The sequence below is a fragment of the Variibacter gotjawalensis genome (genome assembly GCF_002355335.1).
Classification (GTDB): domain Bacteria; phylum Pseudomonadota; class Alphaproteobacteria; order Rhizobiales; family Xanthobacteraceae; genus Variibacter; species Variibacter gotjawalensis.
In genome coordinates, this window is sequence record NZ_AP014946.1 from 3684029 (window position 1) to 3704945 (window position 20917).

21 protein-coding genes and 3 tRNA genes are annotated in these 20917 nt (G+C 62.6%); 8 read left to right on the forward strand and 16 right to left on the reverse strand.

Annotation, left to right across the window (positions count from 1 at the left end):
- The first annotated feature begins 347 nt into the window (after positions 1-347).
- Positions 348-764, forward strand: coding sequence for a GNAT family N-acetyltransferase (locus tag GJW30_RS18035; RefSeq protein WP_096357805.1), 417 nt, complete (start codon positions 348-350; stop codon positions 762-764).
- Positions 761-2017, forward strand: a complete 1257-nt coding sequence (locus GJW30_RS18040; protein ID WP_245408553.1) for a multidrug effflux MFS transporter — start codon at positions 761-763, stop codon at positions 2015-2017. Before GJW30_RS18035 ends, GJW30_RS18040 begins: the two co-directional genes overlap by 4 nt.
- Here GJW30_RS18040 and GJW30_RS18045 read toward each other — a convergent pair.
- The gene (locus tag GJW30_RS18045) at positions 2014-3411 is read right to left on the reverse strand and encodes a L,D-transpeptidase (RefSeq protein WP_157746784.1); all 1398 of its coding nucleotides are present in this window, start codon (positions 3409-3411) and stop codon (positions 2014-2016) included. The genes GJW30_RS18040 and GJW30_RS18045 overlap by 4 nt on opposite strands.
- Positions 3412-3606: 195 nt before the next feature.
- Here GJW30_RS18045 and GJW30_RS18050 point away from each other — a divergent pair, with 195 nt between their 5' ends.
- The 4 genes from GJW30_RS18050 (at position 3607) to GJW30_RS18065 (ending at position 7403) form a co-directional block, all read left to right on the forward strand.
- Positions 3607-4242, forward strand: coding sequence for a glutathione S-transferase N-terminal domain-containing protein (locus GJW30_RS18050; protein WP_096357811.1), 636 nt, complete (start codon positions 3607-3609; stop codon positions 4240-4242).
- Between the two features lie 30 nt (positions 4243-4272).
- Positions 4273-4569, forward strand: coding sequence for a hypothetical protein (locus GJW30_RS18055; protein ID WP_096357813.1), 297 nt, complete (start codon positions 4273-4275; stop codon positions 4567-4569).
- 205 nt (positions 4570-4774) lie between these two features.
- Positions 4775-6382, forward strand: coding sequence for an acyl-CoA carboxylase subunit beta (locus tag GJW30_RS18060; RefSeq protein ID WP_096357814.1), 1608 nt, complete (start codon positions 4775-4777; stop codon positions 6380-6382).
- A 100-nt stretch (positions 6383-6482) separates the two neighbouring features.
- Complete coding sequence (locus GJW30_RS18065; RefSeq protein ID WP_347337741.1) at positions 6483-7403, forward strand: cyclase family protein; 921 nt, start codon at positions 6483-6485, stop codon at positions 7401-7403.
- Positions 7404-7466: 63 nt separating this feature from the next.
- Here the strand turns inward: GJW30_RS18065 and rplA are convergent, their stop codons facing one another.
- The 4 genes from rplA to secE all read right to left on the reverse strand — a co-directional run bounded on the left by rplA (position 7467) and on the right by secE (position 9510).
- Positions 7467-8171 carry a 50S ribosomal protein L1 gene (gene rplA, locus GJW30_RS18070; protein WP_096357815.1) on the reverse strand — a complete coding sequence of 235 codons (705 nt, stop codon included), beginning with the start codon at positions 8169-8171 and terminating at the stop codon, positions 7467-7469.
- A 5-nt stretch (positions 8172-8176) separates the two neighbouring features.
- A complete protein-coding gene (gene rplK, locus GJW30_RS18075) occupies positions 8177-8605 on the reverse strand; it encodes a 50S ribosomal protein L11 (protein WP_096357816.1) in 429 nt (142 codons plus the stop codon).
- 164 nt (positions 8606-8769) lie between these two features.
- Positions 8770-9300 carry a transcription termination/antitermination protein NusG gene (gene nusG / locus GJW30_RS18080; protein WP_096357817.1) on the reverse strand — a complete coding sequence of 177 codons (531 nt, stop codon included), beginning with the start codon at positions 9298-9300 and terminating at the stop codon, positions 8770-8772.
- Between the two features lie 15 nt (positions 9301-9315).
- A complete protein-coding gene (gene secE / locus GJW30_RS18085) occupies positions 9316-9510 on the reverse strand; it encodes a preprotein translocase subunit SecE (protein WP_096357818.1) in 195 nt (64 codons plus the stop codon).
- Positions 9511-9850: 340 nt separating this feature from the next.
- Here secE and GJW30_RS18090 point away from each other — a divergent pair, with 340 nt between their 5' ends.
- On the forward strand, positions 9851-10720 hold the full coding sequence (locus tag GJW30_RS18090; protein ID WP_096357819.1) for a YihY/virulence factor BrkB family protein: 870 nt from the start codon (positions 9851-9853) through the stop codon (positions 10718-10720).
- A gap of 25 nt (positions 10721-10745) precedes the next feature.
- On the opposite strand, the gene GJW30_RS18095 is transcribed toward GJW30_RS18090, so the two are convergent.
- From GJW30_RS18095 to GJW30_RS18145, 11 genes are all read right to left on the reverse strand, one after another.
- Positions 10746-10822: transfer RNA gene (locus GJW30_RS18095), tRNA-Trp, on the reverse strand.
- Between the two features lie 184 nt (positions 10823-11006).
- Entirely contained in the window at positions 11007-11912 is a 906-nt protein-coding gene (locus GJW30_RS18100) for a cation diffusion facilitator family transporter (protein ID WP_096357820.1), read from the reverse strand.
- Between the two features lie 95 nt (positions 11913-12007).
- Positions 12008-13378 carry a PFL family protein gene (locus tag GJW30_RS18105; RefSeq protein WP_096357821.1) on the reverse strand — a complete coding sequence of 457 codons (1371 nt, stop codon included), beginning with the start codon at positions 13376-13378 and terminating at the stop codon, positions 12008-12010.
- 2 nt (positions 13379-13380) lie between these two features.
- Positions 13381-13716, reverse strand: coding sequence for an ACT domain-containing protein (locus GJW30_RS18110; protein WP_096357822.1), 336 nt, complete (start codon positions 13714-13716; stop codon positions 13381-13383).
- 144 nt (positions 13717-13860) lie between these two features.
- Positions 13861-15051, reverse strand: coding sequence for an elongation factor Tu (tuf, locus tag GJW30_RS18115; RefSeq protein ID WP_096357823.1), 1191 nt, complete (start codon positions 15049-15051; stop codon positions 13861-13863).
- A gap of 59 nt (positions 15052-15110) precedes the next feature.
- Complete coding sequence (locus tag GJW30_RS18120) at positions 15111-16154, reverse strand: glycosyltransferase family 9 protein (protein WP_245408554.1); 1044 nt, start codon at positions 16152-16154, stop codon at positions 15111-15113.
- Positions 16155-16277: 123 nt separating this feature from the next.
- Positions 16278-16985 carry a DUF6182 family protein gene (locus tag GJW30_RS18125; RefSeq protein ID WP_096357824.1) on the reverse strand — a complete coding sequence of 236 codons (708 nt, stop codon included), beginning with the start codon at positions 16983-16985 and terminating at the stop codon, positions 16278-16280.
- On the reverse strand, positions 16985-18127 hold the full coding sequence (locus tag GJW30_RS18130) for a hypothetical protein (RefSeq protein ID WP_096357825.1): 1143 nt from the start codon (positions 18125-18127) through the stop codon (positions 16985-16987). The genes GJW30_RS18125 and GJW30_RS18130 overlap by 1 nt, the downstream gene beginning before the upstream one ends.
- Positions 18128-18510: 383 nt before the next feature.
- Positions 18511-19569 (reverse strand): S1 family peptidase, encoded by a 1059-nt coding sequence (locus tag GJW30_RS18135; RefSeq protein ID WP_096357826.1) that lies wholly within the window; start codon positions 19567-19569, stop codon positions 18511-18513.
- 73 nt (positions 19570-19642) lie between these two features.
- A tRNA-Gly gene (locus tag GJW30_RS18140) sits at positions 19643-19716 on the reverse strand.
- Positions 19717-19753: 37 nt separating this feature from the next.
- Positions 19754-19838 (reverse strand) — tRNA-Tyr (locus GJW30_RS18145).
- Between the two features lie 235 nt (positions 19839-20073).
- Here GJW30_RS18145 and rlmB point away from each other — a divergent pair.
- Positions 20074-20904, forward strand: a complete 831-nt coding sequence (rlmB, locus tag GJW30_RS18150) for a 23S rRNA (guanosine(2251)-2'-O)-methyltransferase RlmB (protein WP_096357827.1) — start codon at positions 20074-20076, stop codon at positions 20902-20904.
- Positions 20905-20917 lie beyond the last annotated feature (13 nt).

Genomic DNA, 20917 nt, shown 5'->3' on the forward strand with positions numbered 1-20917 from the left:
AGGCTTCTCTCGCTCAGTTGAATCCGTTTGGATGTCCTGAGGATTGAAGTCTTGTCACCTTTGGTTTTTGAGAAACGCACGAAAGCGCGCCGACTTAAACAGGGTCGGCACGCCCTCTGCGCGCCTTTTGACTCCAAAAGCCCGCCAGCGCAAGAGAAAATGTCATCAAGCTGACGTGTGCGGAAGGAAGGCTCTCCTGCCGAGACCGCAGGGCAATCAACCTGCGGTGTTCCCGGATCGGGGTATGCATCGGCAGCGCTAGCCTGCTTCCCTGACATGCAATCTCAGCGATTGACGCACTGCACCTAACGCAGGCAAACACAGCCGGTACCCGAAAGAGTTGCCCGATGACCTCGCCGGTCCTTTATGCGCGCGAGCAAACTATTGCCGTTGCCGAATTTCGAACCGTACTCGCTGAGTCAGGAATGGACGCGATCCGTCCGGTCGAGGACGAGGCGCGCCTCGCTGCGATGCTCGCAGGCGCAAACCTGATCGTTACCGCGCGCCGCGCCGAAGACGGTAAACTGATCGGCATTTCCCGCTCGATCACCGACTTTTCCTGGGTCTGCTACCTGGCCGAACTCGCCGTTTCCGCCGAGGCGCAAAAGCTCGGTATCGGCCAAGGATTGCTGGCCGAAATGCGTCGTATCCTGGGTAGCGGCGTCAGCATCGTCCTTCAGTCGGTCCCCGAAGCGGTCGGCTTCTATCAGCGCGCCGGCATGAAACCGGCATCCGACACCTTCATCTATCGACGAAAACAGTGATCCCCGCCCCCACCACAAAGCCGTCCTTCACCGAGTTCGTTTGCTTGATCGCCTTCATGATGGCGATCACGGCCTTCTCTATCGACAATCTCCTGCCCGCCTTCGACGTCATCCGGCGCGACTTCAAACTCGACAACCCCAACGACGCGCAGCTCTTGGTCTACGCCTACCTGATGTCGTTCGGCGTCGCGCAGATCGTCTACGGCCCGCTCTCGGACATGCTCGGGCGCCGCCCAGTCCTCATCGTCGGCACCCTGATCTTCGTCGCCGGTGCCGCGCTCGCGATCTTCGCGCCGAACTTCCAGCTTCTGATTTGCGCCCGCATCATCCAAGGCATCGGCTCGGCAGCGGGCCGCGTCCTCGCCGTCGCGATCGTGCGCGACCTCTATCGCGGCAGCGACATGGCGCGCGTCATGTCGCTCGCCATGATGGCCTTCTTGATCGCACCGATTATCGCTCCAGCGATCGGCACCGGGCTGCTGATGCTCGGCAACTGGCACCTGATCTTCGGCGCGATGCTGTTGCTCGGCCTGACGCTTCTCGTCTGGTTCGTTCTGCGCATGCCCGAGACGCTGCATCCCGAATACCGGATGGCGCCGTCGCTCTCCCGCATCTGGCGCGCGATCACGACGACGATGACGACGCGCGTGTCGATCGGCTACGGCACTGCCGTCGGTCTGCTGCTCGGCTGCGTGATGGGCTACGTCGGCTCTGCGCAACAGATCCTCGAGACCACCGTTTACGGCCTGGGCAAAGCCTTCTCGCTCTACTTCGCGATCCTGGCGACGGCGCAAGGCGCGGCGGCTCTCATCAGCTCGCGTTTCGTCCGCCTCATCGGCATGCGCCGCCTTGCGCATTTCGGCGCCTGCGGTTTCGCTCTGACCGGCATCGTGATGGTCGCGGCCGCATTGATCTGGGCCGGGAAGCCGCCCTTCCCGCTCTACTACGCTCTGCTGATGGCGTGCTTCTTCCTCTTCGGCCTCACCGTGCCAAGCTTCAACGCGATGTCGATGGAGCCGCTCGGCGCGATCGCCGGAACCGCCGCGGCGTTTCTCGGCACCTACACGACGATCCTGGGTGCGGTGTTCGGCCTGATCCTCGGCCGTTACTTCGATGGCACGGTGCTGCCGCTATCGATCGGCGTCGCGGCGCTTGGAAGCCTGTGCGTCGTGACGATCCTGTGGGCCGAGCGCGGACGCTTGTTCGGCGCTGCGCCGCCGCCAGCCGAGCCGCCGCCCGCTAAAAAAGACTAGCGGCCGCGCGTCCAGACGATGAAGTCGGTCTCGAGACCCGTCTCCGGGCCGATGCCGTAGTCGGTCACGTAAACCGACGCGCCATGCGACATCATCTCGCTGATCCGCGCCGAAACCTCTTGCGGGATCTTCACGCGGTCGAGCGCCTCATGCGCCGAGGAGACGCCGAGCGCCGGATCGGTCTTGAGCGGATTCGGGTTCTGCTTGGTCGGGCGTGTGTCGGCCGGCGGTGCCCCCGGCATCGTGATTGCGGTCCAGCGGAACGTCTCGTCTTCGTTCGGCGAAATCGCCGTGAAGAGATGCGTGCCGATCGCCTGCTCGGGCTTCTCGATCGTGATCGCGGTCTCGAACACCGGAGCGAATTGCTTCCGGACGTAGAGCTTGCCTTCGCGGCGGCTGATGAAGACCGAGACCGGACCTGCGCGCAGCGGACGACCCTGCGCATCGACCGGCGGCGGAGCGGCGGCGACAGCCGGCGGCGCAACCGGAGCAGCGGACGGCGCGGGCTCGGCAGTTGTCGCCGGGGCAGCAGCGGGTGCGTCGGCCTTGGCTGCCGGCGGAGCAACCGGCGCAGCGTCGGTCACGACTGGAGCGGCTTCGATGATCGGCACGCCTTCCGGCGTCAGTTCGAACTCGGGCGCTTTGACGGGCGGATTGGCATCGATCGCCGGCCGCGTCTCGACCGGACGCGCGTCGTTCGTGCGGGTCGCAGCCTGCGCAACACGGACAAGTTCCGGCGCTTCGGCGACGACCTTCGCCTTCTGCTTGAACAACGCCGGATGCGAGAAGTCGCTCGGCACGACCGGCTCACGCGTGACGACGACGCGCATGCCCATCTTGCTCATCGCCCACATCTGGCGCGCGAAGTATTCGGGCAAGCGTACGCAACCATGCGACGCCGGATAACCCGGCAGCACACCTTGATGCATCGCGACGCCCGACCAGGTCAGGCGCTGCATGTAGGGCATCGGCGCATTGCTGTAGAGGTTCGACTTATGATGGCGGCTCTTCTGGATGATGCTGAAGATGCCGGTCGGTGTCGGGTGGCTCGCGGTGCCGCTCGAGATCGGGCTCTGCGCAATCTCGTGGCCATCGGCGTAAAGAACCAGACGCTGGCGCGCGATCGACACGGCGACGAAAAGGTCTTTGCCCTTCGCCTGCGCGACGACACCGCTGTCTTGCTTCTTCTCTGTCGGCGTCAGCGCGCGAACCTTCGGCTTCTTCGCCGTCTGCTTCTTCGGCTGGGCCGGCTCGTTATACTGCGGGTAAGCCGGAGCCCGCGACGGCTCGTTGCGGCCCCAAAACAGAAACGCATGGGCCGGCGGAGTACCGGCCAAAACTGCCGAGAAGAGTGCCGTGCACCCCGTCAGAACAATTCCAATCTTGCGGCTCACGGCAAAGGCCCTATTCCGAGTGATTCTTTGCGGTACTTGTCTCATGAGATCGGTAACCAGGCGTTAGCAGCGCTGCCACACTTGCCAAGTATTTCGCCCCTGAGTTGCAGAGAATGACATCGACCAACGCGCGATTTTCGGGCAATCGGGTGTTCCGAAGCTGGCTTAAGCTCGCCAAAGAAAAGGAAACGCCCCGTGATCGACCTCTACACCTGGACCACCCCGAATGGCCGTAAGGTCTCGATCGCGTTGGAAGAAATGGGTTTGCCCTACGCGTCGCACGCGATCGACATCAGCAAGGACGAGCAGTTTGCGCCTGATTTCCTGAAAATCGCCCCGAACAACCGCATTCCGGCGATCGTCGACCGCGACAACGATAACTTCTCGTTGATGGAGTCCGGCGCTATCCTGATTTACCTCGCCGAGAAGACCGGCAAGTTCATGTCGACCGACGCCAAGAAGCGCGCCCGCACGATCGAATGGCTGATGTGGCAGATGGGCGGCGTCGGCCCGATGCTCGGCCAGGTCCACCACTTCGTGAAGTACAACGCCGGCAAAGCCCCCTACGCCGAGGAGCGTTACCTCAAGGAAGCCAACCGGCTCTACGGCGTGCTCGACCGCCGCCTGGCCGACAACGAATTCGTCGCCGGCGAATACTCGATCGCCGACATGGCGATCTGGCCGTGGATCTCACGCTTCGAGTGGCAGACCATCGACCTGTCGACCTATCCGAATGTGAAGCGCTGGTACCTCGCGATCGCGAAGCGCCCCGCGACCGTGAAGGGCTACGACCAGCCGAAGAAGGTCGGCGACATTCCGATGCCGGCATGAAGATCGCATGGGCAACGGCGAGGTGGTCAGATGACCGTCAAACCCGTTGCCCAAGCGGCCGGCCACAACGGCGGCCCGCCCCTCGACGATGACGGCCCGCCGTGGGGCGATGGCGACGCTTACATTTACTTCCGCTGGGTGGAAGCGCACGCGGCGGTCTGGAAGAAAATATCGCCCGAGATCGCGATGCGCCGCGCCGAACGCGCCGAAGCGCTCGGCCTCACCTACGAGGAATACACGCTCGAGATTCTCGAACGCGGCCGCTACCTCAGCGAGACGGACCGCGAGCGCATCGCCGCGATCAAGAACGCCCGCCTCGATCGCTGAACGAAAAAAGCCAGCCCCAATCTCCGCTCATTCCCGCGAAAGCGGGAATCCAGCCTTTACATAAAAACATCTTCAGCATTGTCGCGCGCTGCCGCGCGTCTACTGGACCTCCGCGCTCGCGGGGGTGAGCGGAGGATTGCGGATTCGTCCTCACCCTCTTGCATCACTCGCCTCGCATGCGATGCTGCGCCGGGGAGTGAACATAATGTCCAATCGCAGACCGCCCGACCCTTCCGGTAACAAGAAGGGCTGGCAGCCCGAGATCGACGACCTGCGTCAGCGCGAGCAATTCGCCAAAGAACTTGGCGGCGCCGACAAGATCGAACGTCAGAAGAAGGGCGGACGCCTCACGGTGCGTCAGCGTATCGACGCGCTCATCGACAAAGAAAGTTTCCGCGAGATCGGCACCATCGCGGGCCGCGCGACCTACGACGCCGACAACAAGCTGCAGACATTCACCCCGTCGAACCGCGTCATGGGCCGCGCGATGGTCGGCGGCCGTCCAGTGATCGTCACCGGCGACGACTTCACGGTGCGCGGCGGCTCCGCCGACGCGACGATCCCGACGAAGGCGATTTACGCCGAGCAGATGGCGAACGAGTTTCAGCTGCCGATCATTCGCGTGATCGAAGGCTCGGGCGGCGGCGGCTCCGTGAAGACAATCGAAACAACCGGCCGCGCGAATTTGCCGGGCGGTCTCGGCGAGTCGTCGCGCTGGTACGAATACGCAACCGACAATCTCGCAACCGTCCCGGTCGTCGGCTTGGGTCTCGGTTCGGTCGCTGGTCTCGGTGCTGCGCTGCTCACCGCGAGCCACTATTCGGTCATCGTGAAATCGATGTCGGCGGTGTTTGTCGCGGGACCTCCGGTCGTCGCGCGCATCGGCGAGAAATCCGATCTCGGCAAACAAGAACTCGGCGGTTGGGGCATACAATGTTCGGCCGGCGCGGTCGACGATGCGGTCGACACCGAAGAGCAAGCCTTCGCGCAGGCGCGCAAGTTTCTCTCCTATCTACCGAACTCCGTGCATGACGTATCGCCGCGCGGCCCGCGCACCGATCCGCCGACACGACGCGAGGACTCGCTCTTCACCGCCGTGCCACGCGATCGCACGCAGCCCTACAAGATGCGCCCGATCATCGAGGCGATCGTCGACAAGGGCTCATTCTTCGAGATGGGCAAGTGGTTCGGCCGCGGCATCATCACGGGCCTTGCGCGCGCAGACGGCGTACCGGTCGCCGTGATGGCGGGCGACTCCTTCCATCAAGGCGGCTCGTGGACCGCCGACGTTTGCGACAAGGTCATCCGCTTCGTCGATCTCGCCGAAACCTTCCACCTCCCGATCCTCTATCTCGTCGACTGCCCGGGGTTCGCGATCGGTCTCGACGCCGAAAAGGCGGCGACGATCCGCCACGGCGTGCGCGCAATGGCGGCGGTCAATCAATCGACCGTGCCGTGGTGCTCGATCATGGTGCGCAACGCCTTCGGTGTTGCAGGCGTCGTGCACAAACCCGCCGGCCGCATGGCGATGCGTTACGCATGGCCGTCCGCATGGTGGGGATCGTTGCCGCTCGAAGGCGGCATCGAAGCTGCCTATCGCGCCGACCTCGACGCCGCCGACGATCCGAAAGCCAAGATGGCCGAGATCGAAGATCGGCTGAACGCATTGCGTTCGCCGCTTCGCAGTGCGGAAGCGTTCTGGATCGAAGAAATGCTCGATCCGCGCGATACGCGGAAAATTGTCTGCGAGTTCGCCAACCTAGCTATGCCTTTGCGGAAACCCGGCCGCGCGTCTTTCGGCATGCGGCCTTAGGCCTCAGCGTAACGACGCGTCATTCTCTTCAGGCTAATGTCATTGCGTTCGCCGGAGAGTGAGCGCGACGACAACGGAGGAAGCGATGCTGAGGCAAGTGATGGCCGCAACCGCGGCCGTGTGTTTTGCGACAAGCGCGTTCGGACAAACCGCCGATTGGTTGAAATCGAAGTGGGGGCCGAACGATGAGATCGGCGCTGCGAATTATCTGACACCTGAGCTCGCGCTGAAGGCGGCGCAACTCGTCAAGACCGGCAAGACCTACGCGCTCGGCATCGAGACGAATGCGAAGACGCCCGCCTACCCGCCGCGCGGCTTCAAGATCACCATCGTGCAGCCGGGTCAGGCCGGCCTTCCCGGCATCGGCCCGAACAAGCTGAGCTACAACGACGACATCATCGACGGCTGGATGGGCATCGGCAGTCAGCTCGACGGCCTCGGCCACATCGGCATCGAGCAGGTCTACTACAACGGCAACAAGCTGCACGATTTCGCCGACCCGACCGGCTTGAAGAAATTCGGCATCGAGAAAGTGCCGCCGATGGTGACGCGCGGCGTGCTGCTCGACATGGCGGCGCACTACGGCGTCGACATCGTGAAGGAAGGCACCGCGTTCAACAGCGCCGAGATCGAAGCGGTTGCCAAGAAGCAAGGCGTCGAAATCCGCCAAGGCGACATCGTGCTCTTCCACACCGGCTGGATCAGCCTGATCGGTAAGGACGACAAACGCTACAACGCGGGCGAACCTGGCCTCGGCGTCGATGGCGCGAAATATCTCGTCGGCAAAGGCGTCGTCGCGGTCGGCGCGGATACGTGGGGCCTCGAAGCAATCCCGTTCGAGACGCCTGATGTGTTTCCGGTGCATGCAGAACTGCTGGCGAAGAACGGCACCTACATTCTGGAGAACATGAACACGGGCGCGCTCGCGTCGGACAAGGCCTACGAGTTCATGTTCGTGCTCGGACAAGCGCGCATCACCGGCGCCGTGCAGGCGATCGTCAACCCGGTCGCGATCCGGTAGGCGCGCAAACAAAAAGCCCGGGCGTGACGCCCGGGCTTTCGTGTCTTGTTTCGAGTGCAGCGATTACTGCTGAGCGGTCGGAGCGATCGTCGTGGTGTCGATCTTCAAACCCGGGCCCATCGTCGACGAGAGAGCGACGCGCTGAACGAAGGTGCCCTTCGCGCCAGCCGGCTTCGCCTTCTGCACGGCATCGATGAACGCCTGGATGTTCTGCACCAGGTTCTCTTCCGAGAACGACGCCTTGCCAACGCCAGCCTGCACGATGCCGGCCTTCTCGACGCGGAACTCGACGGCGCCGCCCTTAGCGGCTTTCACCGCACCGGCAACATCCATCGTCACGGTGCCGACGCGCGGGTTCGGCATCATGCCACGCGGGCCGAGCACCTTACCCAAGCGGCCGACGAGACCCATCAGGTCCGGCGTCGCGATGCAGCGATCGAAGTCGATCTTGCCGCCGTTGACGATCTCGACGAGATCCTCTGCGCCGACGACGTCGGCACCAGCCGCCCGTGCTTCGTCAGCTTTCGGACCACGTGCGAACACGCCGACGCGAACCGTACGGCCCGAGCCGTTCGGCAGATTGCAGACGCCACGCACCATCTGATCGGCGTGACGCGGATCGACGCCGAGATTCATCGCGATCTCGATCGTCTCGTCGAACTTCGCGCTCGCGCGCGACTTCACCATCTTCACGGCCTCGGCGAGTGCATAGAGCTTCTCGCGATCCACGCCCTCACGGGCCTTAACCGTACGCTTTCCGATTGCCATTGTTCTTACTCCGCCACCGTGACGCCCATCGAGCGCGCCGAGCCCTCGATCATTCGCATTGCCGCTTCCACCGTCGAGCAGTTGAGATCCTTGATCTTCTGCTCGGCGATTTCGCGCACTTGCGCCTTGGTGATCTTACCGGCCGAACCGCGGCCGGGAGTCTTGTTGCCGCTCTGAATCTTCGCGGCCTTCTTGATGTAGTGCGAAACCGGCGGGTTGCGCATCTCGAACGTGAACGTGCGGTCCTGATAGACCGTGATCACGACCGGGATCGGAGCACCCTTTTCCAGTTGCTGAGTCTGCGCGTTAAACGCCTTGCAGAACTCCATGATGTTTAGGCCGCGCTGACCGAGCGCCGGACCAATCGGCGGCGACGGATTCGCGCTGCCGGCAGGCACCTGCAGCTTGACGTAACCAGTGATCTTCTTTGCCATTCAACACTCCATTGGCCGGGGCAATCCGGCTGTTTGAGTTGCGTGGTTCGAAGGTTTGTTCGCGGGTTGGCGACCCGTGACCTTCTCCCACGCTCTTTGATGAAGACGGCGAACCCGCCCTCACCTTTCCGCTCCGCCGCGCAATGCGACGGAACTGAAAATTGTTAGGTCTTTTCGACCTGACCGAATTCGAGCTCGACCGGCGTTGCGCGACCGAAGATCGACACCGCGACCTTCACGCGCGAACGGCCCTCGTCGACTTCCTCGACGACACCGCTGAACGAAGCGAACGGACCATCCGACACGCGGACATTTTCGCCGACTTCGAACGTGACCGACGGCTTCGGACGATCGATGCCTTCCTGCACCTGCGTCTGAATGCGCATCGCTTCGGATTCCGAGATCGGCATCGGCTTGTTGTCCGAACCGAGGAAGCCGGTGACTTTCGGAGTGTTCTTGATGAGATGGAACACCTCGTCGGTGAGGTCCATCTTCACCAGCACGTAGCCCGGAAAGAACTTGCGTTCCGTGTCGATCTTACGACCGCGCCGAACCTCGGTGACCTTTTCCTTCGGCACGAGGATTTCTTCGAAATGTTCCGAGAGCCCGCGCTGCTTCGCTTGCTCTTCGATGAACTCCTTCACCTTATTCTCGAAGTTCGAGTAGGCGTGGACGATGTACCAGCGCTTGGCCATGGGGCGCGAATTCCGTTAGCTGCCGATGCCGAGGATCGTGGTGACCGCGAAGCGGATCACCTGATCCGCGACGAGGAAGAAGATCGAGGACACCAACACCATGATGAACACCATCACGGTGGTGATGATGACTTCGCGCCGCGAGGGCCACGTGACCTTCTCGCCTTCGGCGCGCACTTCTTGCAAGAACTTGAAGGGGCTCTTGGCCATCACCGTCTCGAAACTGCACAAGCCCCGTCGCTGCCCGACCCTCGGATGAGGATTGAGGCCGACCGGGGCCTATTTGGGATAAAGGGTCGCGGCGGATATCCGTAAGGGCCGTCCTGCGATGCGGTTACCTAGTCTGTGGGGCGCGATACGTCAAGCGAACAGGAGGCGTCCGATTGTATCGCGCCGGCCGGTCCGGCAGCGGGGCACGCCGAAATACCACGATATTTCAGCAGATTGCCGGATTTTCGCTTGCGGATGCCATTAACCCGGCCACGTTTCCGGCGGCCGGAACGTTGCCGAGAGGCTCCGCGTTAGCTGCGCGACACCAACCGAGCGCGCCATGCGGCTGCCCCCACTCCTGGATTCAACCTACGCCGTCCTGCAGTCGGCCGTCTTCGCTTACGTGAAGAACGAGGGGCTGAGCCGCGGCGCCGCCATCGCCTTCTATGCCGCGACCTCGTTGTCCCCCGTCCTGCTGATCGTCATCGCAATCGCGGGCGCCGTTTTCGGCGACGAGATCGTCCGCGCCAGCATCTCGGCCCAGCTCAGCGGCTTGATCGGCCCGAGCGGCGGCGAGTTCATCCGCGCCATCGTCGGCGCCGCGCAGGACAAGAGCTCCGGCGCTGTCGCGACCGCGCTGGGCTTCCTGGCCGTGATCGTCACGGCGTCCGGCGCATTCTCCGAGATGCAGGCCGCGCTCAACAAGACTTGGGGCGTAACCTCGCCGCGCGAGCCGCTTCTGTCCCTGCTCCGTACCCGCGCCGTTAGCCTCGGGTTGGTCGCCGCCCTCGCCTTCATCCTGGTCGCGTCGCTGGCGGCGAGCGCCGCTCTGACCGCGATGCAGACCTATGTCGGCGACGCGCTGCAGCTCGCGTCCCTGTTCTGGTCGGTCATCAATACGCTGCTGTCGCTGGCGATCTTCACGCTGCTGTTCGCCGCGATCTACAAGGTGCTGCCCGACTTCCCGATCGAATGGCGCGACGTGCTGACCGGCGCGCTTCTCACCGCGCTGATGTTCACGATCGGCAAATCGCTGATCGGTTTTTACCTCGGCCGCTTCGCCGGCACGTCGAGCTACGGCGCCGCCGGCGCCTTGGTCGTGCTGATGCTGTGGATGTACTACTCGGCGCAGATCTTTCTGTTCGGCGCCGAAGTCACACGCGCGATCTCGCAACGGCGGGACGAACGGCGCGCCGCGGCGAAACTATAAGATTTCAGAGATTGAGAAGCCTGATTGGCAGGAGTGGTAGGACTCGAACCTACAACCCCCGGTTTTGGAGACCGGTGCTCTAGCCAGTTGAGCTACACTCCTACGACGCCCAGAGGGCGCTTAACGGCACCCGGAGGGCGCTTAGCGGCACCCGGAGGGTGCTTAGCGGCGCCTGGCGGGCCGCTGCTGCCCATAAGCAGCGCGGCCCTTATAGCGACCGGATTCGAGCTCGTCACGTCCCTATTTCGCACTTTTGTCATTCGGCCCGCTGTCTGTGCTTTGAGGGCTAAAGCACGACGATTCCCGAGTGTTTCGCCTTGTCGTCGGGCTCGACGTGGATCGAGATCGAAGCGCCGGCGACCTCCGCCTTGATGGCTTGCTCGATCCGGTCGCAGATGTCGTGCGCGCGCGTGACCGAGAGATCGCCCGGCACAACCAGGTGGAAATCGACAAAAGTCGTCCGCCCCGCGTGCCGGGTGCGCACGTCATGCGCCTCGATGGCACCCTCGGCATTGGCCGCGATGATCGCCCGGATGCGCGTCAGCTGCTCGCTCGGCAAAGCCTCGTCGAGCAGCCCGCCGACCGACTCCTTCACCAGCCGCCAGCCCGACCACAGGATGTTGACCGCGACGAGCGCCGCCAGCGCCGGATCGAGCAGCGCCCAGCCCGTGAGTGCCGCGAGGATGACACCCGCGAGCACGCCGACCGACGAGACGACGTCCGTAAACAGATGCCGTCCGTCCGCCGCCAGCGCAGGCGAGCGCTGCGCCCGCCCCTGCCGCATCAGCACCGTCGCCCACGCGGCGTTGATTGCCGACGCGAGCGCATTCACCGCGATGCCTTGCCACGGCTGTTCGAGCAGATGCGGTGCTTGATACGCGCCGTAAGCCTCGCGCAAAATCGCGAGCGCCGCGATAACGATCAGCACGCCCTCGACGACGGCGGAAAAATACTCGACCTTGTTGTGGCCCCACGGATGATCGGCATCCGGCGGCTTCGACGCCCAGCGGATCGCAAGCAACGTGATGACCGCAGTCGCAACGTTGACGATGCTCTCGATCGCGTCCGACAACAGCGCGACGCTGCCCGTCAGGTGATACGCGAGATACTTGAGGCCGAGCACGACGACGCCGACCGCGATACTGATCGTCGCGATCACTTGAAGGCGCTCGAATGCCGGGCTGCTCTGCATCGGCGACGCAATAAGAGATCGCGCGCAGCGACGCAACAGAAGTAGTTGCAATTCAGTCGCAGAACGAAGTGCAACTACACCTGCGGCGCAGGCCTTTAGTTGATCAACGCCTGAAGCGGCGACGGAATCCGGCCGCGGCGTGCGATGAAGCGCGCGCTGGAAAACTTGTTGACCGGAATGATCGGCGCGTGGCCCAGCAAACCGCCGAAGCTGACGACTTCGCCGACCTTCTTGCCGATTACCGGAATGATGCGCACCGCCGTCGTCTTCTTGTTGATCATGCCGATCGCGGCTTCGTCCGCGATGATCGCGGCGATCGTTTCGGCCGGCGTGTCACCCGGCACCGCGATCATGTCGAGACCGACCGAGCACACCGACGTCATCGCTTCGAGCTTGTCGATCGTGATCGAGCCGAGTTCGGCGGCTTCGATCATGCCTTGATCTTCCGACAGCGGAATGAACGCACCCGAGAGACCGCCGACATAGCTCGACGCCATCGCGCCACCCTTCTTCACGGCGTCGTTGAGCAGCGCGAGCGCGGCTGTCGAGCCATGCGTGCCGACGCGCTCGAGCCCGATCTCTTCGAGAATGCGCGCAACGCTGTCGCCTTCGGCCGGTGTCGGCGCAAGCGAGAGATCGATGATGCCGAACGGCAGATTGAGACGAGTCGCGGCAGCGCGTCCGATCAACTCGCCGGCGCGCGTGATTTTGAACGCCGTGCGGCGAATGAGCTGCGTCAGCGTGCCGAAATCCGCATCGCGCGCATTCTGGATCGCGCGCAACACGACGCCGGGACCGCTGACGCCGACATTGACGACAGCATCGCTTTCGCTAGCGCCGTGGAAGGCGCCGGCCATGAATGGATTGTCTTCAACCGCGTTGCAGAACACGACAAGCTTCGCGCAGCCGATCGAGCTTTTCTTCGCGGTCTTCTTGGCGATCTTCACGACGGTTTCGCCCATCTCGGCGATCGCGTCCATGTTGAGGCCCGCGCGCGTCGAGCCGACATTCACCGACGAGCACACGCGCTTCGTCCTAGCGAGCGCATCCGGCAGCGCCGCGATGAGATTGCGGTCGAGCTGCGTCATCCCCTTCTCGACCGACGCCGAGAAGCCGCCGAGGAAATCGATGCCGAGTTCGTCCGCCGCCTTGTCGAGCGTCTCTGCGATGCGCACGAACTCTTCCGGGCTCGCCCGGCCTGCGATCAACGAAATCGGCGTCACCGCGACGCGATTGTTGACGATCGGCATGCCGAACTCTTGCGCGAGTTCGCCGGTGACGCGCTTGAGGTCTTTCGCCGTACGTGTGATCTTATCGTAGACGTTTCGGCACAGCCGCTTGTTGTCGCTCGCGACGCAGTCGAACAAGCTGATGCCGATCGTCACGGTGCGGATGTCGAGCTGCTCGGTCCGCACCATGCTGATGGTTTCGAGTATTTCCTCGCCGGTGAAGTTCTGATGTCTCATCGCTACACCCGGTGCATGACTTTGAAGATTTCCTCGCGCTGAATCTCGACACGCACGCCGAGCCGCGAGCCGGCTTTGTTCAAGCGCACCGTCAGCTCTTCGAACGTTACGGACGCGCCCGCGAGATCGACCATCATGATCATCGTGAAGAATTCGCGGATGACCGACTGGCTGATGTCGAGGATGTTCACGTTGGCGTCCGCCAAGGTGTTGGCCATGCCCGCGATGATGCCGACGCGATCGGCGCCGATGATCGTGAGGATCGCGCGACCGGACAGCGCATCCGGGCTCGCGGATTTCTTCGGCTTCGCGGCTTGCTTCGCGGGCTTCTTGGCCATGACTTTTCGATCCCTGAAACGAAAAGCGCGGCGGATTTTGGTCCGCCGCGCTTTTCAAGCAAATTGGTGAGTAGCGAATAGCGAGTAGAGGGGGAGATGCGAGCAGTTACTATTCACTACTCGCTACTCCCCATTCGCTCATCCTCACTCGATGATGCTTGCGACGACGCCGGCGCCGACCGTACGGCCGCCTTCGCGGATGGCGAAGCGGAGCTTCTCTTCCATCGCGATCGGCACGATCAGGTGCACTTCCATCGCGACGTTGTCGCCCGGAACGACCATCTCGGTGCCTTCCGGCAGGTGAACGACGCCCGTCACGTCCGTCGTGCGGAAGTAGAACTGCGGACGGTAGTTCGTGAAGAACGGCGTGTGGCGGCCGCCCTCATCCTTCGTCAGGATGTAGGCTTCTGCCTTGAACTTCGTGTGCGGCTTGACCGAACCCGGCTTGCAGAGAACCTGGCCGCGCTCGACGTCTTCGCGCTTCGTGCCGCGCAACAGCGCGCCGATGTTGTCGCCGGCCTGGCCTTGATCGAGCAGCTTGCGGAACATCTCGACGCCCGTGACGGTCGTCTTCGTCGTCGCGCGCAGGCCGACGATCTCGACTTCCTCGCCGACCTTGACGATGCCGCGCTCGACGCGGCCGGTGACGACCGTGCCGCGGCCCGAGATCGAGAACACGTCTTCGACCGGCATCAGGAACGGCTGGTCGATCGGGCGCTCCGGCTGCGGGATGTAAGCATCGACGGTTTCCATCAGCGCCAGCACGGCTTCACGGCCGATCTTCGGCTCGCGGTCTTCGAGCGCGCACAGCGCCGAACCCTTGGTGATCGGAATGTCGTCGCCCGGGAACTCGTACTTCGAGAGCAGCTCGCGCACTTCGAGCTCGACGAGCTCGAGCAGCTCCGGATCGTCGACCATGTCGACCTTGTTCATGAACACGACGAGTGCCGGAACGCCGACCTGGCGGGCGAGCAGGATGTGCTCACGCGTCTGCGGCATCGGGCCGTCGGCAGCCGACACGACGAGGATCGCGCCGTCCATCTGCGCCGCGCCCGTGATCATGTTCTTCACGTAGTCGGCGTGGCCCGGGCAATCGACGTGCGCATAGTGGCGGTTGTCGGTCTGATACTCGACGTGTGCGGTCGAGATCGTAATGCCGCGTGCCTTCTCTTCCGGTGCCTTGTCGATCTGGTCGTACGCCGTGAACGTTGCGCCGCCCTTCTCCGCCAACACCTTCGTGATCGCTGCCGTCAACGACGTCTTGCCATGGTCGACGTGACCAATCGTGCCGATGTTGCAGTGCGGCTTATTGCGTTCAAATTTCTCTTTGGCCATCTGGCTCTCCGAGGTCCCTAAGGTTGGCGGAATTCGGCGAGCCAATACGGCCCTTTGCGTCAATCTTCAAGCCCCAGGGTGTCCGAGCCTCCGGTTTGTTCGAGAAGCTGGTCGATTGCGCCTGTCACGGCGGGAAGTTCCACGGCCTGAATGCAGTAGGCCCGCCGGGGGTCCGGCCGGCCGCAGATGTCGGGCGCATGACACGCGCAGGGCATCGGCGCTCGCACGACCTCGCTCGGCGCCCCGAGCGGCCCCCAGCGGGCCGGATCGGTGAGACCGAACAGCCCGACCACCGGAGTTCCGGCCGCGGCCGCAAGATGCATCGGCCCGCTTTCATTGCCGAGAAACAGCCGCGCCTCGGCAAAAACCGCGAGTGTCTCACGCAGGGACAGGTGCCCGGTGAGATTGACGACGCGTCCGCGCGCCACCGCGGCGACGGCATCCGTCAGCGCGACTTCGCCCGGCCCGCCGACCAGCACGCTGCGCAGCCCGTGATGCGAGGCCGCGTGATCGATCGCGGCCGCGAATCTGTCCGGCGGCCAGCATCGCCCTGCGAACCGCGCGCCCGCATGCACGGCGATGAAAGCTTTCGGATCGACATCGTGTTCTTCGAGCAAGGCACGCGCACGTGCGGCGTCCGCCTCCGGCGCTTGCAACGAGGGCTCGGCGACACGCCGCTCGATGCCGAGCGCCTGCAGCGGCGCGAGATAACGATCGAGCGAATGGCCGTCAGCGACCGGCTCGGCGATCAGCGTCTGCCGCCCGCGCAGCGCCGTGTAGGCGACATTGCGGCTCGCCCCGGCAACCGTGAGCAAATTCCGTGACGTGCGCGTGTCGGCGAGATCGATACCGAGGTCGAATGTGTGACGCCGGAGCTGCCGCGCGACGAGCAGCAACTCGTTGATCCGCGACATCACGGAGCGCCGCAGCCGCTGACGATCGAGGCCGATGACTTCGTCCGCGATGCCGCAGTCGAGCACGAAGGGCGCGTAGTGTTTGTCGCTAAGCAGGGTGATGCGTGCGTCCGGATATGCGAGGCGAAGATTGCGAGTCAAAACGGAAGCGAGGACCAGGTCCCCGATCAGCTTCGTCTGGACAATCAATATCGACTTCACCGAAGAGGCCGTGATTGGGGCGATCGGCGGCGCGCGAGCCCTGCGCCATGCTATCGCATTCGCGCTTGTCATGACTACGCGATCAGGACATAGGTGTTCTGCGAACCGCTGCTAAATGCCGCCACCGTGCAACGGCGCGATCCCTGCGTAAGCACGCAAACGTCCAACGTCATTCTTATCGAAATGCACGCGGATGACGTCGAAGTCTTCTTTAACGGCGTCGAGCTGGTCCACCGAGCGAACCACCACCTCATCGCCCGGCAACAACGACCCCGTGATGACACCTTCAGCCAGCGTGTGGTTGAGGTGGACCAGATATTCGGCGCCGCTTATCCCGGCAGTCGCGACGTAAACACGATGCCTCGCCGGCGCCGCGCGTTCGCCCGGAACACGAACCGCGAACTCGGATCCAGCGTCCGGAATAATGTTTGCCTCGAAAAGACGCAGCAAGCGCCGCAGCGGCATCGCCGACTTCGTTCCGGGCGCCAACCACGCAATCGTGTTGTCGGAATGAACGAAGTCGAACGCGAACCGCGCGGCAAGATTCGCCGGATTGCCGACGAGAAATATCGTCGGCGTGAAAGCGGCAAGCCACCGCCGGCGCGCGGTCTCGCCGAGCAGCGACGCAAACGCAAGGCTCGAGCTTGCGAACGCTTCGGCTTTGAAACAACGCATGACAACGATGGCCACCGACGCATCGCTTCTACCTGGCGCGGCCGCGGCGTTTTCGGAGTTCTGAAAAACGCGCAACGCCTCGGCATTTCCCGAGCGCCGGATGCGTTTTTCCATCTCGCTGCGCAAACGCTCCTGCGACAACATCACATATACCAATGTGCTGATTTGCCCGTCAGCGGCGGCCGCGCTGGGCCGTTCGCGAGCAGCAGAGATGTGACGAGGTATGGATCGAGGTAGTCCTCGCTCCGCCGGCAGTTTCGCAAGAATGCGGCCGCATCGGCCGATTGCTCCGTGTGAATCAAATGATGCGCACGCCTGATTGCCCGGCGAAGATGCTTCATAGAAAACGTGCGCGGCATACCCTTGCCGGTGCCCGCGATGAAGTAGAGCCGCATGCCAAGTTGGAAGCTGCGAGGATCGCAGCCATCGATGCACGCCGCGATGAGATCGGATGCAAGATATCCTTTCCACCCGCCGAAGCGCGACGAGCGCACCACGCCGTCGATCGCCACGCGGCTGATCGAGACCCGCTGCGCCACAGCACCTAACCGCGTCAATATTCTCTGCAGAAGCAAATAATCGCTGCTGAGCTCGTAGTCGTAGAGCAGGACGATGCAATCGTAACTGGCGATCCGCGGCACTAAATCGCGCAGCAGAAGGATGAGGTAATTGGCGCGGCCATTCGGCGTTATGACGCTCCGCAGCGGCAAGCCGTCTGCCGTGAGGTCGAGATAGACGCCTCCGCCATCTGCCCGCAGATCGATGCACAAATCCTTCGCCTTCAGACGATCGAGCAACTCCTCCAACGGCATCGCGTCGGAATAGTCGCTAGTGAAGCTCGTCGTTCGCGTATTGAGGAGGGCCGCCTGCGCCGACCATGCCCGATGCAAAGCCGCGCTGGCAGGATGGATCCAATTGTCCCGCTCGACGGCATGAAAGCAAGGCTTCAAAGCGCAGTACGGCGGCTTCTCGGCCTGGCGATGATAACGCACGTAGAGATCGCCGATCTCCTCTTCGCTGGCGCCGCGATAGTCCGCGCCGCCGTGCTCTCGGTCGAGAAACGCCCAGAAACCTAGCGTTTGTTCGCAGGCGTTCGCCGTAAGGTTGCTGTAGAGGCAATCCGTCTGCGCGATAGTGCCGGTCGTCTTCAGCATCACGTCCACCCACAGCATGCCTTTGAGGTGGCTCGGCGTGAACGGCTTTGTGGGTGTTACCGGAATCGGCGCGACCAGAATGCGCTTCGCGTCTGTGGAAACGCTCGCTGTCGGCGAGAGAGCTTCGTGCATGAAAAGTCTTCGAAAAATAAACGATCAAAAAACTGGAGCAACCGGCGCTTGGAAAATCGCCGCGGCGCAAAACACGAATGCCGCGATGACTATCGTGATGCCGAGAGAAACAAAAGCATAAACGCGGAGCTTCGGTGCGCGTTAACGGGGCAGCGAGAGCTCAGGCTCAGGTAGAAGACGCTGGAGCGGGTGAAGGGAATCGAACCCTCGTATTCAGCTTGGAAGGCTCGCGCCGCAAACAATATCGATTAGTCAGACTGCCGTGGGCAAATGGCGTGCCGAGCGAACTGCTATAGCTCCGGTCCTATCATGTTTGGAATGCCCTCTGTACCTTCGTTCATCAAATCAAACAGGCATTTATCTGCACCTGTCAGGTTAAGCGGCTACTTCATGATGGAGCCGATCAGGCATCCGCTAGCGTGATTGTCTGCGCTGCCTAAGCTGCGGCTGACAATACCTTTCGTAATGATCCCGCCACCTACCAGAACGGGACTCCCGCTCATTTTGCCCGGAATCTTCGCGTCGAATTCAAAGTTCGGTCCGGGCGTTGCGTTCTGCTTGTTCGTAATGTTGTCGGGGTAAATGGCCGTTACAGAGCCGACTGACACCACCAATTCAGGCTGGTAGTCGTCGCCGTCGAGCCTGATGTTCCTCATCTCAGGATAGCCGATTGCCACCGCACGGTCGCCAACTTCGAGATTGTACAATCCGATATTCAGCGGCTGGAACGGACCTACCATCGGGTGGTACCGGACTTTACAAACTGCAATATCGAGTTCGAGCTTGAACTCTGGTTTCAAGTGAAAGAGAGGACTTTGGAATTCGCGGCCCCAATGAACTCCAGACTCGAAAGGACACAAAAACCATATTGCTTCGCGTAAGGTCGCCGGCACATCAAACGGAGCGTTGCGCATGGCTGGATTGGCAGGAAGCAGAATTCCAAACCGCAACCCACTACCCAGTTGGTGAGCTGCTTCGGCCACCTCGGTAACGCTGCTATAGTTTTCGTCGACGGGATCACGGAACACGTGTGCCGCTGTCATTAATAGTCCTGACGCGCTGATGAAGAAGCCCGTGCCGATGCAACGCATCTCTTCATCTCCGTCGTTCCAAGCAACAACAGGAACAATGCTTTGCCGCACTATGAATTCTGTTGTCCCAAAAGTTGTGAAGAAAAAGTTCGACATGAAATCGCCAGGCCTGTCGGTCATCAACGTTAGCTGGTTAGCGATCTTGAAATAATTTGCAGGCGCCCCCTCGCGCGGCACCAGATCAATACCTTTCATGCCTTTGACGGCCCACTGTCCGACATCGTCCTGGGACCAAAGCGTTTTGAAAATCCCGATCGAGTTTGATGATGCGGTCACGAGAACAACCCCTTCGCGATCGCGTCCATCGCGCGCGTGATCGTCAGAATTAAACAGGTGGCCGTGAAGGTCCATTAAATAGCAAACGAACAATGTCGCCGCCAAACGAACAGCGAGACGAAACGTGAAATGGCAGTTCGGAAGACGCTGGAGCGGGTGAAGGGAATCGAACCCTCGTATTCAGCTTGGAAGGCTGCTGCTCTACCATTGAGCTACACCCGCTTGAGCAGCGAACGCTCAACGCGTCTCAGGTTGCGGATGGTGGAGAGGGTTGGATTTGAACCAACGTAGGCATAGCCAACGGATTTACAGTCCGTCCCCTTTAACCACTCGGGCACCTCTCCAAACCGCCGCGACGTGGCTGGTTACACACCACGCGACCCATCGAGCGGCCTGACTTTACGCGGGGCCGCTCAACGAAGCGCCGTTATGGTGACGGGGTCGCAGGGTGTCAACCCAAAAGGCGGCCGAATTCACCCCGGTTGGGCCGCTTCTCCAGCAATCAGTGCGGCTTAGCGCGGGCCCGTGACCCAGCATCGACGATTGCGCGGAATGCGGACCCATGACAGAAGGCGAAGGATGCGTGACCGCGAAAGACCACCCGGAAAAGACCGCTTCGCACCCAAATCGGGCCCGCGGAAGGGCCGCGGCTTCGAGCCGCGCGGAAAACGCGGCGGCGACCGGCCGCCGCGCGGGTCCGGCGACACGGTGGTTCTCTATGGCTGGCACAGCGTCACCGAGGCCCTGAAGAACCCGAAGCGGAAGATCCGCCGCCTGCTCGCGACCGAGAATGCGGCGCGGCGCCTGACTGAGGAGGGCTTCGACAAGCCGGAACCGGACGTCGTCCGACCGTTCGAAATCGACCGGATGCTCAGCCCCGACGCCGTCCACAATGGCCTGCTGGCGGAGGCCGCCCCCCTCCCCGAGCCTGAGCTTGACGAGCTGCCCGAGGATTCGCTTGTTCTCATCCTCGATCAGATCACAGACCCGCATAACGTCGGCGCCGTGCTGCGCTCCGCTGCGGCCTTCGGCGTCGCCGCCATCGTCACCACGGCACGGCACAGCCCGGAAGCGACCGGCGTTCTCGCCAAGGCTGCCTCCGGCGCGCTCGAACATGTGCCGATCGTCCTCGTTCAGAACCTCTCGCGCGGCATGGACGAGCTGCGCGACGCCGGCTTCCTGCTCGTCGGCCTCGACAGCGAAGGCCCGGCTGATCTCGAGGCAACGACGCTCCGACTCCCGCTCGCTTTGGTGCTCGGCGCCGAAGGCAAAGGCTTGCGCCAGCTGACGCGCCAGACTTGCGACGTGCTCGCCCGCATCGATCTGCCTGGCGAAATCAAGAGCCTCAACGTCTCCAACGCATGCGCGGTGTCTTTGTACGCGGCCCGGCGAGCGCTTGCGGCGAAATAGCTCCCCAAGTAAC

Coding starts and splice junctions, on each gene's coding strand:
- GJW30_RS18035 (WP_096357805.1), top strand. CDS start 348: ATGACCTCGCCGGTCCTTTATGCGCGCGAGCAAACTATTGCCGTTGCC.
- GJW30_RS18055 (WP_096357813.1), top strand. CDS start 4,273: ATGACCGTCAAACCCGTTGCCCAAGCGGCCGGCCACAACGGCGGCCCG.
- GJW30_RS18060 (WP_096357814.1), top strand. CDS start 4,775: ATGTCCAATCGCAGACCGCCCGACCCTTCCGGTAACAAGAAGGGCTGG.
- GJW30_RS18065 (WP_347337741.1), top strand. CDS start 6,483: ATGGCCGCAACCGCGGCCGTGTGTTTTGCGACAAGCGCGTTCGGACAA.
- rplA (WP_096357815.1), bottom strand. CDS start 8,171: ATGGCAATCGGAAAGCGTACGGTTAAGGCCCGTGAGGGCGTGGATCGC.
- rplK (WP_096357816.1), bottom strand. CDS start 8,605: ATGGCAAAGAAGATCACTGGTTACGTCAAGCTGCAGGTGCCTGCCGGC.
- nusG (WP_096357817.1), bottom strand. CDS start 9,300: ATGGCCAAGCGCTGGTACATCGTCCACGCCTACTCGAACTTCGAGAAT.
- secE (WP_096357818.1), bottom strand. CDS start 9,510: ATGGCCAAGAGCCCCTTCAAGTTCTTGCAAGAAGTGCGCGCCGAAGGC.
- GJW30_RS18090 (WP_096357819.1), top strand. CDS start 9,851: ATGCGGCTGCCCCCACTCCTGGATTCAACCTACGCCGTCCTGCAGTCG.
- GJW30_RS18100 (WP_096357820.1), bottom strand. CDS start 11,912: ATGCAGAGCAGCCCGGCATTCGAGCGCCTTCAAGTGATCGCGACGATC.
- GJW30_RS18105 (WP_096357821.1), bottom strand. CDS start 13,378: ATGAGACATCAGAACTTCACCGGCGAGGAAATACTCGAAACCATCAGC.
- GJW30_RS18110 (WP_096357822.1), bottom strand. CDS start 13,716: ATGGCCAAGAAGCCCGCGAAGCAAGCCGCGAAGCCGAAGAAATCCGCG.
- tuf (WP_096357823.1), bottom strand. CDS start 15,051: ATGGCCAAAGAGAAATTTGAACGCAATAAGCCGCACTGCAACATCGGC.
- GJW30_RS18125 (WP_096357824.1), bottom strand. CDS start 16,985: ATGTTGTCGCAGGAGCGTTTGCGCAGCGAGATGGAAAAACGCATCCGG.
- GJW30_RS18130 (WP_096357825.1), bottom strand. CDS start 18,127: ATGCACGAAGCTCTCTCGCCGACAGCGAGCGTTTCCACAGACGCGAAG.
- GJW30_RS18135 (WP_096357826.1), bottom strand. CDS start 19,569: ATGGACCTTCACGGCCACCTGTTTAATTCTGACGATCACGCGCGCGAT.
- rlmB (WP_096357827.1), top strand. CDS start 20,074: ATGCGTGACCGCGAAAGACCACCCGGAAAAGACCGCTTCGCACCCAAA.